The organism is Legionella norrlandica, from assembly GCF_000770585.1.
GTDB lineage: Bacteria > Pseudomonadota > Gammaproteobacteria > Legionellales > Legionellaceae > Legionella > Legionella norrlandica.
Map to the genome: position 1 here is coordinate 1 of NZ_JNCF01000072.1, position 13449 is coordinate 13449.

A 13449-nucleotide genomic window follows, 5' to 3' on the forward strand; every position below is an offset into this window, starting at 1 on the left:
AAGAGGCGTGAACGGTTACGGATAATGAGCTACAAGATATTCACTGAAGCGAAGTTCAAAACAGACCACAGTACCAGAATCTAATGCAATCGATATGTTTAATCAATTAATAACTTGTCTATTTTTGCTGCGCAAATAAAGTCATTGTGTGTTAGGCCATTAAGCGCATGAGTCATGAAATGGACGCGGCAATAATTATAACCTACTTCCAAGTCAGGGTGGTGGTTTTCAACGTTGGCTATCCAGGCAATTGCATTGACGAAAGCCATAGTTTCATAAAAATTTTTAAAGGAAAAAGCACGCTTGATCATGCGATTGTCCTCAGTAATCCCCCAATATTTATTCAATTGTGGCATTAAATTTTTGATTTGCTCAGGATTGAGTGGGGCGCCTATTCCTTCACAAGATTCACAATGCTTACTACTTAAATCACTAGCCATTTTGCTTCCTCATTTTAATTTAGGATCCGGTGACATTCATAAATCTTGGCGCAAGATTTTGATTTTTGGGTACCGCCGCCCACAACCAACCTCTGGCTTCGCTATTGTACTTATAAATCAAAGCCTTTCGACTCAATCTATTGAAATGCTAACAGATTCTCATATTGATAAATAATAATTTTTCAGCTCAGTTAGAAATCTGATATTTTGCTCTTTGGTCCCAATAGTTACTCTGATGTAATTATTCATTTTATAAGCATGCAGAGGCCTTACTATTATGCCTCTATCTAAAAGATAATTGTAAAGGGACATTCCGTCTTCTTTACAATCAAAAGTTAGAAAATTGCAGGAAGACGGTAAATATTCTAAGTTAAGTTGATTAAAACCTTCACACAGCTGAGTCATCCCTTCACTATTGATTTTTAGACTTAACTGAATAAACTCTTCATCATCCACGCAGGCATAGGCTGCAGCAAGGGCAATCTGATTTACAGTAAATGGTAATTGTACTCTTTGTAATATGCTGATAATGTTGGGATTGCCAATCGCATAACCTAGCCGTAAGCCAGCCATACCATAGATTTTTGAAAAAGTTCGTGTAACCACCAAATTAGGGTGCTCCTCGATCCAATCTAGACTATTACCACTCAATTGATGAGCGGCAAATTCATAATAGGCTTCATCCAGCACCAAAATGGTACTTTCAGGTATCTGCTCTAATAAATATTTAATTTCTTTCTGTGGGATTAACAATCCTGTTGGATTATTAGGATTTGCTATAAAAATGAGCCCAGTATGTTGATTACAGGCATTAATCAACTGATCAATATTAACTTTCCAATTGCTGTCAACAGTCACGCTTTTTACTGGTATTTGTAATGAGCTAGCCTGAATTGCATAGGTACTGAACGCATAGTCATGAGTAAGAATATGCTTATTAGTATGGAGCGCAAAGCAATTTAACAAAATATTAAATAGATAATCAGAGCCGTTACTTAAAAATAATTGTTCAGTGCTTATTTTCAATTTTTGGGCAAGCTTTGGCATTAAAGGATGATTCAAAGGAGATGGGTAGGTGGCAATGGAATGCGCGGACATGTGTTGTATGACAGATAACGCTAATGGACTGCAGCCTAAAGGATTCTCATTGCTTGCCAGCTTGATAATATCGGTTAATCCTTTTTCTTTGGTGAGTTCCTCTATCGATTTGCCAGGTTTATAGGGAACTAAAGAACGTATTCCTGCATGAGGTAAGTGTTGAAAATCAATAGTCATAACTGTTCCTAAACAGCAAAAGTTTTATATTACCGAAGCAAGGACGACCTGTCACGAATCAATTTACTTTTTGCAAAACTTATAATTCCCTATCCCAAATTTTAAAAAATGGCTCTAATTCAATCTTTAGTTTTGCATGGACAGTTATAAATTTTTATCCTGTTCATCAGTCTTTGAGTTTTATAAACCCTGTTTCAGAATTTCTTAAAAGAGATGTTGAATCTTTCTTTATAGAAGGGTACTCTTTGCATGGAAACCAACCTCAGGAAAAAGATTATGGATAAGCAAAAGGGACTCACCCTGGTAGAAGTGCTGGTGTCATTGATGCTAGTGACAACAGTAGCCTTAATGCTAGTTGAACAGCAAGGGAAAACTAAAGAATTAATTCGGCAGCTTAGTTGGAAAGCCCACGCTTCCCAACTTCTAGATCAAGTAGATGAATCTTTATATTTCGATAAGGTGAATTTGCCTTCTCCCCCCTCAGAATATTATATCGATGTAAAGCAATCTCAAAAAAATATGACGTTGCAAATTAGTTGGTTCAAAAATCTCTACTCAATGAAGCGCTCCTATGATCTCCCCTGATATTAAAGTGAAGGTGCAAGCAGGATTTGGCTTATCAGAAATATTAATTAGCCTGTTTTTGGCAAGTCTTATGACAATTGTTCTTACTCAATTGTATCTAAGTTGCAAATCGCAATACTTAAAAGAACAAAAATTGCTAGAAATTAATTTAGATTTGCAATGGGCGAGCGATTTGATAAGTGACAGCATTAGAAAAGCTGGATTTACTCCCTGCCTTAATATTGAAAGATTAAAAACAAGTGATTCGCGACATTTGGGAAGGACAATTGTTGGTTTTCAAATTGAAAATACATCACGATCTCGCCTTCAGATTAACAGAATGAGTGAATTCTTTGCTGAAGTAGTCAATATTTTGAGCCCAACACAAATAATCACTTCTCAAGAGATCGTATCCAATATAAAACATCCGATTATTATCTCTGATTGTAATCATGCTGAAGTTCATGAAATTTTGAGTATCAATAAATTGAGAAATGGACAACTGATTGCTTTAAGGAAACCTTTGGTATTTTCCTATGGTAAGACTATATATTTGGGAGAGTGGCTAGAGGAAAAATGGTTTATTCAACAAAATAACGCAGGAGAAAATGCTTTATTTTACAAGTTATTTCAAACGGAAGAGTTAAGCCCTTTTATTCATGAGTTTTCTGTAATGAAAGAAGCTGGATCTGAAGAACAAGTGTTGAATTTAATGTTTAGGGCAGATGAAGCCAATTATCGTAAACTAAGCGTATCGGTGCGATCCTCATGAAAAAACAATGCTCCGGTTTTATTTTTTGTATGACGCTTTGTATCATTTTGGTGATCAGCCTGTTGGTAATAATAGGTATGCAGCAAGCATTAGCATACTACAAAGTAATGAATCGGCAAGAGAAGTCTCATTATAATTTTTATCAACTCGAGCATTCCGCTATGAATTTTGTTCACTTCGCATCATTGAAGAAGAAAAATTGCACTTTACAGGATGTTGGCGCTAATGAGGCGATCAAAAGAGTAATTAATGGCGAATGTTGTGCAAAGAATACAGATGAATACCGATATTGTTACCTAATTGAAGATCTCGGAGAGTTCTCTTGTCTACTGGTTGCTAAGCAAGGGCAAAAATATAATTCTCATCATTTTAGAGTGACACTATTACAGAATGGTCAAGATAATAGTTTTGGTATTATCCAATTAAGATTTATTAAACTGGGCAGCAACTTACCAGTTTGTTCAGAAGAAGAAATTATGATTAAGGAAGGGGTAATCAGCTGGAGGTATCTCTCAGATCGCAAAAATTATACTTATCTTATTAAATAATAATGACAATCCAGTTTGATATCAGTAAAACCTCCGATTTTGCTGATATCGAACTCATATAATTTAGATAAAATTATATGTTTAATTAATTGAAATAATAGAAAAAATTATTATAAGCAGACTATTTTTATAGTAAGATGAACTAATTAAAGGGAGAATTTAGTTGCAATTTTCTCCATCACGTGTAAAAATTGACCTCCTATGAAATCGAAATTAATTTATCTGACATTAATCCTGATTGGAATTATCTTAGGAATAGCGGTAATATGGTGGTTGCGGTTAGAGACTCCTAAACCTGTTTTTCGGCAGGTAAGCTTTAAGCAATTGCCAGGTTGGCATAAGGCACAATTTAAAAAATCGCTGGAGACCTTCCAAACCTCTTGTCGAGCTTTCCTAAAACAAGATCCAGAACGCGTTGTAGGCACAGAGCAAATTGATTTGCAAGCCAAAGATTGGCATCCAGCCTGTCGTGCTGCTTTAAGAATAAATCCTGCCAATGAAAAATTAGCTAAACGCTTCTTCCAAGAGTGGTTTGTACCTGTAGAATTCTATGATAATAAACCGGTGAAAGGTTTATTTACCGGCTACTATATGCCTTTGATCAAAGGCAGTTACACCAAATCTGAGGAATTTAGCGTTCCTATTTATGAATTGCCAAGCGATCTTGTAACGGTGGATTTAGGTTTATTTCTTCCTGACTTAAAAAACAAGAAAATTATTGGCCGAATTGTAGGTAATAAGGTAGTGCCTTACTATACCCGAGAAGAGATTAATAAAGGAGCTATTAAGGATAAAGCTCGTGTTTTAGTTTGGATCCAGAGTCCTGTCGATAGATTATTTCTTGAAATTCAGGGATCAGGCATTATTGAACTGGAGGACGGGAAGAGAATTTATATAGGATATGATGGGCAAAACGGCGCGCCTTATACTGCTATTGCTGGAGTGCTAATAAAAAAAGGGGTCATGACTAAGCATAATGCTTCTATGCAACGGATTAAGAAATATCTAGAAGCACATCCTAAAAAAATGAATAAAATAATTAATCAAAATAAATCATTTGTTTTTTTCCGAAAATTATCATTGGAGGCTGCTTTAGGTTCGCAAGGAGTGGCGTTAACACCTGGCTATTCCCTTGCTATTGATAAACAATGGGTTCCTATGGGAGCTCCTCTGTGGTTAAACACCACAAGACCAGACAGCAATGACCCTAACATTAATAAGCCTATGCAACGCTTGATGATAGCCCAAGACACTGGAGGGGCCATTCGAGGTAAGGTGAGGGGCGATGTATTTTGGGGCGGTGGTGATAAGGCTACCTTAATTGCTGGGCATATGAAAAATGAAGGACATTACTGGCTTCTTTTGCCAGCTCACGCATTATCTCGATTGGCTCAATTGAAGTAAATATTTTTTTGTTGATCCAATAAGTATAGCGTTGTGCCATTAGGCGAAACCATAAGACGGAGGCATTTTCCGAGTTATGATTTTGCCTAATGCACTTACCTGGATTTTTAGATTTGCTGCCCATGAAGCAACAATTCTAGCTCATGATGAAGACTCATTCGTTATTTCTTTTTTCTCAGGTTCTGGATTTTCCGAAGTTTCTTTTGTTGAAGAGTCATTGATTGGGGTGGCAGTATTCCCTTTTAAGGCCTCTTCTAAGGTAATGAATTTATAACCATTGCTTTTATACATTTCAATAATATCGCCTAAACATAAGCTGTTAATTAAATTGGCATGTATTAACAAAATATGCTTGACTGGCTGACCTTCTACTTTCTTGGCCTTTTTTTCTGCCCTTAATGTTTGTTGCCATATAAATGCCAAATAACGCTTTTTGAATTGGCTTAACCTCTGAGGTCTTTGTCTATAAGGTATTCTATAGAATTGTGCATTAAATTCATAATCCTTACTGTCTATGGTTACGGGTGCAATCGTATATTGGTGGGCAGCTAACCATTCATGGACTTTTTGTTTTTTTTCTCCACTGCTTTCTGCAAGGTAAGGGTAGCGGAAAAATTTTGGTACAGTCATAACAGGAGTTAAAATAGTATCTGCTTTTTCTATGTCAGCAATATAATTTTCTGCGGTCATCGAGTTTAAGCTACGATGTTTATAGGTGTGGTTCCCAATCGAAAACCCTTGATTGCGAAAAATTTCCAGTAATTCCCATTCATTTTTAGCAATGGCACCCCCTATGGCGAAACCGGTAGCTGGAACTTGATTTTCGACCAACGTATTGACTATAGCCATAAATCGTTCTTGCGTTCGTTTTAGATTTCCTGGGGTATTAGTTCCTGACCCTACAAAGGGCAAATCATCAATGGTAATGGCAATCTCATGTTCCTCAGCAAAACAAGGATTATTAAGTAAGCACAACAACGATGCTACACCTAGCCAGCGTTTTAACATGTTTCCCTCTTTTTTCTTATTATTTTAGATTAATTTAACTATAGACGATAAATTAAATTTATACCTATTTGGGTGGGTTTGGGTAAGGGTTTGAATACAATGAGTAAAACGCTAGCCTTTAGTGTGGCATTAGGCCTATTGTTTAGCTATACATTTACAAATAGATAATCCAATTTCAGTAATCCTTGTGCGCTGGTGTTCTGAATCTTATAGTTATGCATATTCCAAATGAGAGCATTTGGTGAATAGGTTACTCCTGAGTAAGCAAAATCTCTTTGCACTATATATTGGCCTTCTAAGCTAATGGAGAATCTATTAGTCAGTGCTTGTTTTATACCTGCACCCACCGTTGTGAAAGCAAAAAATTGATTAACTCTGTTGTCGTACACAAATGTGCTAGGTCCACATCCTTCTGCACGAGTGCATTGATAATTTAGTATTGGAAAATCAACCTTGTTCATTCCAACACCGACCAAACCAAAGATTGCAGTATTACTTGCAAAAACAAAGCCTGGTTTTAAAAGAACATCAAAACTGTAATTAGGGATATGTTGATTATTTGAATCATAGGACTTATAAGTGAGTTCTATGGCCGTATAAAAGCGATTCTCAAAAGCATGCGAGTAGCCTGCATCCAAGCTGAAAAAAGATGTATGAAGATGTGTTTTCTCCTCCTTATCAAAGAAAAATTCGATAGGATTGGTATTAACTTGCTTGCGTTCTGACTTTAAGGTGGTTTTCATTTTACCACCTCCTGCGCCTACATATATCCCATTAAAAGCTACTGGGGAGCCCAATCCATAAGCCAATAGAGGAGAAATTAATAAAAAAGAAGTAAGGCATTTATATTTCATAGAAAATCCATTTTAAACAATTTAATCATACTAGCTGTTGGCTTTTCGGTTTTGTGTTCCCGTTAAAGTCTACATACAGTCCCTACGTTTTATTTGAGAGGGGAGTATATTGAGGACATTAAGCAATTGTCAACATATTCTAATTGGTGGACTTAGAATACTACTTAAAAAAATTTGTGATTATAAAGAGCAATTAAAGTGATATATCCCTATGGTGTATCCATTGCAGTGCAATTTCGCATTAAATAGTAAGGCTAGGATATCATAAATTCAGAAACAAGCTTTGTGAGAAATGACAGATATAAATTTACGATCCGTCTCGTTTATCAATAATATCTTTGGCAGCATTCTTTTGTTGTTTTATTATCTGAGAGATTTAATTGTTAGTAAAAATTGAGTTACCCAGAATTTTGATAAACAGGAGTTAGCAATGGCAAAGGAACAATTTGAATCTGAGCCCAAAGAAAATAGTACCTTGGGTCCTGATGTGTATGAAAATGCAAGAAAATTAAATATTCAATTAGCTACAAGAGGCCCAGCCATCCTCTATGCTTTGGGTAAAACCAGTGAACAAGTGACTAATGGGAATATAGTGACAGCAGTTGGTGGTATGGTAGTAGGCGCGATCGGATTTTTTGGTAATCGTTTTTATCGAAATAAGGGAGATGATTCGGCTTACACCTACATGGGGGAGATTGTAGGGGCAGTACAATTTACAGCAGGATTTACATTGTTAGCGCTCGAGGCGTTTGAAACTTATGCTGAAACAGGTGGGGCAGGAGCATTATTAAGTGTTATTAGATTGGCTGGTGCCGCATTAACTATAACTGAGAGTGCTTTGGTATTGGTTAATTCTTATTTGTATGGGGATGGCGCATCTTCCACTCCCACAATGTCAGGACCGAAAGTCGATTAATTAAAAGGAATCTTTATGAATTATTCTTTTCCAAAACCAGAGGCATGGCTTTTCTTATTTACAGCAACTCTTTATTTACTTAGTGTCTCATTTATACAGTACCCATTAACTACTTTTTTAAAACCTCTTCCTATAGCCTGCTTAATCATCGGGGTATTGCGAGCTTCACTTTTTCTATGGGCTAAAATTTTGCTGATATTGGCACTTGTTTTCTCTTTGGTAGGGGATATCGCTTTGACTTTGCCAATTCCATTGCAGTTAGAATTAGGTATTAGTTATTTTTTATTAGCACATTGTTTTTACATTGCATTGTTTTTAAAATCATTTCAATTCAGTAAGTTACATTTCCTTTATTATCTGCCTATCCTTGTTTTGATGAGCTTTGTGGCATTTATTTTGATCCCACATCTTGGTGCCTTATTTCTCCCAGTGATGATTTATTTTTGTGTTTTAATGTTCATGGTGTTTTGTGCCTTCCAAGCAAAGAAAGAAACTTTAACTGTTGGGAGTGGTGCTTTATTCTTTTTGGTTTCGGATTTGACCTTAGCTCTTAATTTATTCCTTTATGCTCAAGCAGATGTTAGGGTGTTTGTTATGTTTACTTATTATGTGGCCCAATTTTTGTTAACGTTTGGATTGGTTAGAATATATGCCCAAAGAAATGAGCTGATATAGAAATTTCTGATGTTTTAATCAATTATTCGGTAATAAAAATATACTATACTGATTGTTAAGTATTTTTTAAGGGAAGATAGAATGCCAACGGTCAGAGAAGTAACTTTTGATTTGTTAAGAAAATTGGACGTTAAGAATTTCGTTGCAAATCCAGGATCAACAGAAGAGACGTTTCTGGCTAATTTCCCTAAAGATTTTAATTTTGTAATGGCATTACAAGAGGCTAGTGTAGTTGGCATTGCGGATGGTTTGTCGCAAGGATTAAAAAAGCCAGTCGTTGTTAATGTGCATACAGGGGCAGGGATGGGGAATGCTATGGGCTGTATTTTGACTGCTCGATTGAATAAAACTCCTTTAATTATCACGGCAGGCCAACAAACAAGGGATATGTTGTTGATGGAGCCATTTTTGACAAATCGTGAGGCAATAGAGTTTCCTAAGCCTTGGGTCAAATGGAGTTATGAAGTGATGCGCCCTGAAGATGTACCAGCCACCTTCATGCGTGCTTATGCCATGGCTACTCAGGCTCCAGCAGGACCTGTTTTTGTTTCTATCCCCTTAGATTTATGGAATTGCTCAATTGATAAAGCTGATATTTATCGAACTACTTCTATAAAAACTGCTCCAGATCCTGACACAATCTCCTTTTTTGCAAAAAGAATTAACCAAAGTAAAAATCCGGTTCTGATCTATGGTGGGGATGTTGCAAGAAGCGGTGCTTGGAATGAGGCTATCATGCTGGCAGAAAGGCTTGGTGCGCCAGTATGGAAAGGACCTTTTTCTGAGCTGGTTTCTTTTCCAGAAGACCATGGTTTGTTTAAAGGGGAATTACCCTCTGGAAAAGGGTTGTTAAGTCAGATGCTTGTTGATCATGATCTGGTGATTGTTATTGGTGCACCGGTATTTCGTTATTATCCGTGGATTCCAGGGGAATATTTGCCAAAAGGGGCTTCTTTGATTCAAATTATTGATGATCCATATGAAGCGGCCAAGTCACCGGTTGGTGATAGTTTGATTTCTGATAGTCGCCTAGCGCTGAAATGTCTTCTTGACGAGGTGAAAGACAGTCATGCGCCAAAGAATTTTTCCTCTCAAGTGAAGAAAAAGCGAAGCCAGGCTCAAGTTTCGCCAATTTATCCTCTTACTGCAAAAGAAGTATTTGATGTTCTATCCCTCGATACACCGGAGGACTATGTTTTGGTAGAGGAATCACCTTCTAATTCCCATGAATTCCAGAAGTCAGGCATAGGGACTATCAATAAGCCTGATTCTTTTTATGCTATGAGTTCGGGGGGATTAGGATGGGGAATGCCAGCTTCTGTTGGTTTAGCCTTGGCTGAAAGAAGAAATGGGCGTAATAGGCCAGTTATTTTAATTATAGGAGATGGCTCTTTTCAATACTCTGTGCAATCGATATGGACTGCAGTGCAACATAAAGTTCATCTGATCATCGTAGCACTAAGAAATGAGGAGTATGCCATATTAAAGTCATTTGCTCTTTTGGAAAAAACCCCTAATGTACCTGGATTGGATTTACCAGGGCTAGATCTGGTTTCTTTAGCCAAAGGGTATGGTGCAGAAGCTTGCCGTGCAGATACCATTGAAGAAATCCAGGACGCTTATCAAAAAGCGTTGAAAAGACCTGGTGTTAGCATGATTGAAATACCGATAAATAAAAAAATCCATAAATTATTGGGATACATACATATAAAATAAAATATTAATATTCTATTTTTGATATGATTGATTGTTAACTAGAGCAGTTGTCTATACCTTTTGTAGTACTAAGCAAATAGAGGATATCTAGAGCACCCACATCTTATTCGGGGAAAAAGATGCTGGAATACTAAGCCGCAGTTTCTTCACTTAAAATTGAAGTTTCATATTTATCACAAGGGTAAATTAAGAGTCATCAGGCAAATGGGAATTTAGCAACTAATCTTTCCTTTATCACAGAATAATCTGGTTGGGCTGCCAGACTATTCTGATTGATGTTATTGTGGCGGGAATAGATCCTGGAATTTTACTCGACTTTTTACATGCAATGCTTTTTTTCTAACTTTGGATAAATTAAATAGCTTATAGATGATAACAGGTATAATAAAGCTCACTACACCAATAATAAATGATAATTTATAGATGGGATCTTTGTTTAGTACTAAGAAAAATAAGGATGCAACCATTAAAATAACCGCAAGAATTCCGGTATAAGGTGAATATGGTGTTACATAGCGCAGATCTTTAGTGGTATATCCAGCCTCGTATAAACGCTTTCTAAAGCTGATTTGAGCAACGCATAAAGAAAGCCAAGCCAGTGTCCCAGTGAAACCTGATACCAATAACAAGGCTATATAGAGTTTTGTCTGGCCAAAAAAGTAGCCCACGCCTAAAAGAATCCAAACTCCTATCAGTGTAGCAATCACAGCATTTTGAGGAACGGAGTTTTGATTAAATTTGGAAAAAACATGAGGAGCCATGCCATCGCGAGCCAGTGCATTTAAAGAGCGTACAGCACCATAAAATCCTGAATTAGCACAGGATAAGGTGGCAGACAGGGTTACAAAACTGGTTACTGCCCCAGCCCATTTTAAACCATAGAAATTAAGTGCATCAGCAAAAACAGAATTTGATAAGCCTGCTTTTTGCCATGGGAAAATTAAAACCAAACAAAATACTGGAATGATATAGAGAAACAATATTCTGAAAGTAACGTTGCGAATGGCGTGAGGGATCATGCGGGCTGGATTTTCGGATTCCCCTGCTGCAAGTCCTATGATTTCAGATCCTTGATAATTAACTAGCAAAAGAACCATGGCTGTCAATAACGACATGGTTCCATTAGGTAACAAGCCGCCATCACCTAATAGATATTTGAATCCTATTATACCGGGAGGTTCTGTGCCGTGGATGAGACCAAAGAAAATCAGTATTGCCAAGAAAACAAAAGCTAGTAATGAAACAATTTTAATTAATGCAAGCCAAAACTCAATTTCACCGAATGTATCCACTTTGGCAAGGTTAATATAAGTAATTATTAGCCCAAAGCAAATTACCCAAACATAACCACTAATCCCTGTAAACAATTCCATTATGATGCCCCCCGCAACACACTCTGCGGTATATAAGCAACCCATGTAATCCAATACGACCACCCGACACCACACGCCACAGAAGGAGATATAAAATCAGAAGTGTAGGTAACAAAGGAACCAGAAATTGGAATAGCAACTGCTAATTCACCCATACAGAGCATAGTTAGGTAAATAATTAACCCGCCTAGCAGATAGGCAATGAAAACAGAGGGGCCAACAAGATTAATGACTTCACCAGTCCCTAGAAAATATCCTGAGCCAATAATTCCACCTAATGCAATTAGTTGAACATGACGGTCCTTCAATCCGCGTCTATACCCGCTGTCTTTAATAGGTTTCGATAAGGTTGGAATATTAGTTTTCACGGGCTGTTTTTTCTCACATAGTTAATAAAAATAATAGAGCTAATGTTATATTTATCCGTATAAATTTAAAACTGCTCACCAATTAAAAAAGTGCTAAAAAATGAAAAATTTCGCGTTTATAGCATAAATTTTGAGCTTTTTAAAGAAACAATTTCTATTAATTTTTCTTTTAAGTTTATATTTCAATTTCTGATAAAAAAACAAGTGCTTATGTTGATCCCATGCTTTTATTTTTAGAGGATTTGAGTATTAAATTATTATTTTGACCAGATAAATTAACTCATGTAGGATAATTGCGTTATTAGTTGTTAGCTAAGGATAAGTTATGTATCGATGGATCGTCCCCATTTGTATTTCTTTGTTATTTCCTTTTTCTACCCATGCGGGCAAATCTGATTGTATCAATCGTCATTGTATTGCGGTAGTTGATGCTGGGAGCTCAAGTTCACGATTACACATTTATGCTTATGATTTGGATGAAACAAATACACCTATAGAAATCAGGGAAATATGGAATCGAAAAGCTGTTCCAGGTTTATCCACTATTGAGCATGAACATAAATCTGTTTCAGCTTACATGGAAAATTTATTCTCAGATGCTCCTGCTGTTTTGATGCCAGTTTATTTTTATTCTACTGCAGGCATGAGGTTATTACCTAAAACCCATCATAAAGACATTAACCAAATGGTAGCTGATTGGTTTGATAGGCAATATTATTGGAGGCTTGTGACCGCTAGAACGATATCTGGTACCGAAGAAGGTGTTTTTGCCTGGCTTGCGACTAATTATCAATTAAATTTGTTTAAGCAAGAGCTACAACCATTGGTGGGAGTGATGGATATTGGCGGAGCCTCAGTCCAAATAATTATCCCGATTTTAAACCCATCAACGTTTAAACATGATCATACAAGCACCATTAATTTATATGGAAAACAATACACAGTATTTTCCCATAGTTTTCTTGGTCTTGGCCAAAATGAAATGGGACATCAATTCTTTGATTTAAAATTCTGTTTTCCAGATGAATACGAATTACCAAGTGGGCGATTAGCTCGCGGTGATGCCTATGCTTGCAAAGATGAAATTGCCATTTTGGTCAATAGTGTTCATTCAGTGAGCCGGAAAATCAAATCAATATTAGCAGCAAATCCTATCGAGAAATGGTACGTTTTGGGAGGCATTACCTTTATGCTTAATGACAAAATATTCTCTTTGGATAACCAATATTTTACTAACCGGGAACTGATTTCTTTCGCTGATGAAAATATTTGTCACCAAAAATGGACAACCCTTGAAGAAAAATATCCTGCCAATTACATAGTTTTCAATTATTGCATGCTACCTTCCTACTTATATGCCTTAATGGTCCATGGCTATGGACTTAAGAGTTATCAAAAAATTAATTTCATGCCAGTTAGCAAGAATATCGATTGGACTATAGGGGTAGTATTGCAACATAAACAATCTTAAGTATACTTTATTTATGCCGTTGTAGCTCAGTTGGTAGAGCAATTGATTCGTAATCAAGAGGTCGG

At 36.6% G+C, this 13449-nt stretch carries 12 protein-coding genes and 1 pseudogene; 8 read left to right on the plus strand and 5 right to left on the minus strand.

What is annotated here, in order from left to right; translation table 11 throughout:
• Positions 1 to 98 precede the first annotated feature (98 nt).
• Positions 99 to 440, minus strand: a complete 342-nt coding sequence (locus OK13_RS12075; protein ID WP_035891122.1) for a 4a-hydroxytetrahydrobiopterin dehydratase — start codon at positions 438 to 440, stop codon at positions 99 to 101.
• Positions 441 to 599: 159 nt separating this feature from the next.
• The gene (gene hisC / locus OK13_RS12080; RefSeq protein WP_035891125.1) at positions 600 to 1715 is read right to left on the minus strand and encodes a histidinol-phosphate transaminase; all 1116 of its coding nucleotides are present in this window, start codon (positions 1713 to 1715) and stop codon (positions 600 to 602) included.
• 276 nt (positions 1716 to 1991) lie between these two features.
• Here hisC and OK13_RS12085 point away from each other — a divergent pair, with 276 nt between their 5' ends.
• The 4 genes from OK13_RS12085 to mltA all read left to right on the plus strand — a co-directional run bounded on the left by OK13_RS12085 (position 1992) and on the right by mltA (position 5003).
• Positions 1992 to 2300: a type IV pilus modification PilV family protein gene (locus tag OK13_RS12085; protein WP_035891127.1), complete on the plus strand. Its 309-nt coding sequence runs from the start codon at positions 1992 to 1994 to the stop codon at positions 2298 to 2300.
• Complete coding sequence (locus OK13_RS12090) at positions 2287 to 3051, plus strand: PilW family protein (RefSeq protein ID WP_052117679.1); 765 nt, start codon at positions 2287 to 2289, stop codon at positions 3049 to 3051. Before OK13_RS12085 ends, OK13_RS12090 begins: the two co-directional genes overlap by 14 nt.
• Positions 3048 to 3599: a hypothetical protein gene (locus OK13_RS12095; protein ID WP_035891130.1), complete on the plus strand. Its 552-nt coding sequence runs from the start codon at positions 3048 to 3050 to the stop codon at positions 3597 to 3599. The genes OK13_RS12090 and OK13_RS12095 overlap by 4 nt, the downstream gene beginning before the upstream one ends.
• A gap of 201 nt (positions 3600 to 3800) precedes the next feature.
• Positions 3801 to 5003, plus strand: coding sequence for a murein transglycosylase A (gene mltA / locus OK13_RS12100; protein WP_035891131.1), 1203 nt, complete (start codon positions 3801 to 3803; stop codon positions 5001 to 5003).
• 141 nt (positions 5004 to 5144) lie between these two features.
• Here mltA and OK13_RS12105 read toward each other — a convergent pair whose 3' ends face one another.
• Positions 5145 to 6011 carry a polysaccharide deacetylase family protein gene (locus OK13_RS12105; RefSeq protein WP_035891134.1) on the minus strand — a complete coding sequence of 289 codons (867 nt, stop codon included), beginning with the start codon at positions 6009 to 6011 and terminating at the stop codon, positions 5145 to 5147.
• 146 nt (positions 6012 to 6157) lie between these two features.
• Positions 6158 to 6865 carry an outer membrane protein gene (locus tag OK13_RS12110; RefSeq protein WP_035891136.1) on the minus strand — a complete coding sequence of 236 codons (708 nt, stop codon included), beginning with the start codon at positions 6863 to 6865 and terminating at the stop codon, positions 6158 to 6160.
• Between the two features lie 430 nt (positions 6866 to 7295).
• Here OK13_RS12110 and OK13_RS12115 point away from each other — a divergent pair, with 430 nt between their 5' ends.
• From OK13_RS12115 to mdlC, 3 genes are all read left to right on the plus strand, one after another.
• Positions 7296 to 7781: a hypothetical protein gene (locus OK13_RS12115; RefSeq protein WP_035891139.1), complete on the plus strand. Its 486-nt coding sequence runs from the start codon at positions 7296 to 7298 to the stop codon at positions 7779 to 7781.
• A gap of 15 nt (positions 7782 to 7796) precedes the next feature.
• Positions 7797 to 8456 (plus strand): lysoplasmalogenase, encoded by a 660-nt coding sequence (locus OK13_RS12120; RefSeq protein ID WP_035891142.1) that lies wholly within the window; start codon positions 7797 to 7799, stop codon positions 8454 to 8456.
• 81 nt (positions 8457 to 8537) lie between these two features.
• Complete coding sequence (gene mdlC, locus OK13_RS12125; RefSeq protein WP_035891145.1) at positions 8538 to 10172, plus strand: benzoylformate decarboxylase; 1635 nt, start codon at positions 8538 to 8540, stop codon at positions 10170 to 10172.
• A 278-nt stretch (positions 10173 to 10450) separates the two neighbouring features.
• Here mdlC and OK13_RS12130 read toward each other — a convergent pair.
• A pseudogene (locus tag OK13_RS12130) lies at positions 10451 to 11913 on the minus strand (amino acid permease).
• 325 nt (positions 11914 to 12238) lie between these two features.
• Between OK13_RS12130 and OK13_RS12135 the strand changes: the two are divergent.
• A complete protein-coding gene (locus tag OK13_RS12135) occupies positions 12239 to 13384 on the plus strand; it encodes a multidrug DMT transporter permease (RefSeq protein WP_035891147.1) in 1146 nt (381 codons plus the stop codon).
• Positions 13385 to 13449 lie beyond the last annotated feature (65 nt).

What these genes read in the sequence shown, in the direction of transcription:
- hisC (WP_035891125.1), bottom strand. Translation starts at nt 1,715, where the DNA reads ATGACTATTGATTTTCAACACTTACCTCATGCAGGAATACGTTCTTTA.
- OK13_RS12120 (WP_035891142.1), top strand. Translation starts at nt 7,797, where the DNA reads ATGAATTATTCTTTTCCAAAACCAGAGGCATGGCTTTTCTTATTTACA.
- OK13_RS12075 (WP_035891122.1), bottom strand. Translation starts at nt 440, where the DNA reads ATGGCTAGTGATTTAAGTAGTAAGCATTGTGAATCTTGTGAAGGAATA.
- OK13_RS12135 (WP_035891147.1), top strand. Translation starts at nt 12,239, where the DNA reads ATGTATCGATGGATCGTCCCCATTTGTATTTCTTTGTTATTTCCTTTT.
- OK13_RS12115 (WP_035891139.1), top strand. Translation starts at nt 7,296, where the DNA reads ATGGCAAAGGAACAATTTGAATCTGAGCCCAAAGAAAATAGTACCTTG.
- mdlC (WP_035891145.1), top strand. Translation starts at nt 8,538, where the DNA reads ATGCCAACGGTCAGAGAAGTAACTTTTGATTTGTTAAGAAAATTGGAC.
- OK13_RS12085 (WP_035891127.1), top strand. Translation starts at nt 1,992, where the DNA reads ATGGATAAGCAAAAGGGACTCACCCTGGTAGAAGTGCTGGTGTCATTG.
- OK13_RS12105 (WP_035891134.1), bottom strand. Translation starts at nt 6,011, where the DNA reads ATGTTAAAACGCTGGCTAGGTGTAGCATCGTTGTTGTGCTTACTTAAT.
- OK13_RS12090 (WP_052117679.1), top strand. Translation starts at nt 2,287, where the DNA reads ATGATCTCCCCTGATATTAAAGTGAAGGTGCAAGCAGGATTTGGCTTA.
- OK13_RS12110 (WP_035891136.1), bottom strand. Translation starts at nt 6,865, where the DNA reads ATGAAATATAAATGCCTTACTTCTTTTTTATTAATTTCTCCTCTATTG.
- mltA (WP_035891131.1), top strand. Translation starts at nt 3,801, where the DNA reads ATGAAATCGAAATTAATTTATCTGACATTAATCCTGATTGGAATTATC.
- OK13_RS12095 (WP_035891130.1), top strand. Translation starts at nt 3,048, where the DNA reads ATGAAAAAACAATGCTCCGGTTTTATTTTTTGTATGACGCTTTGTATC.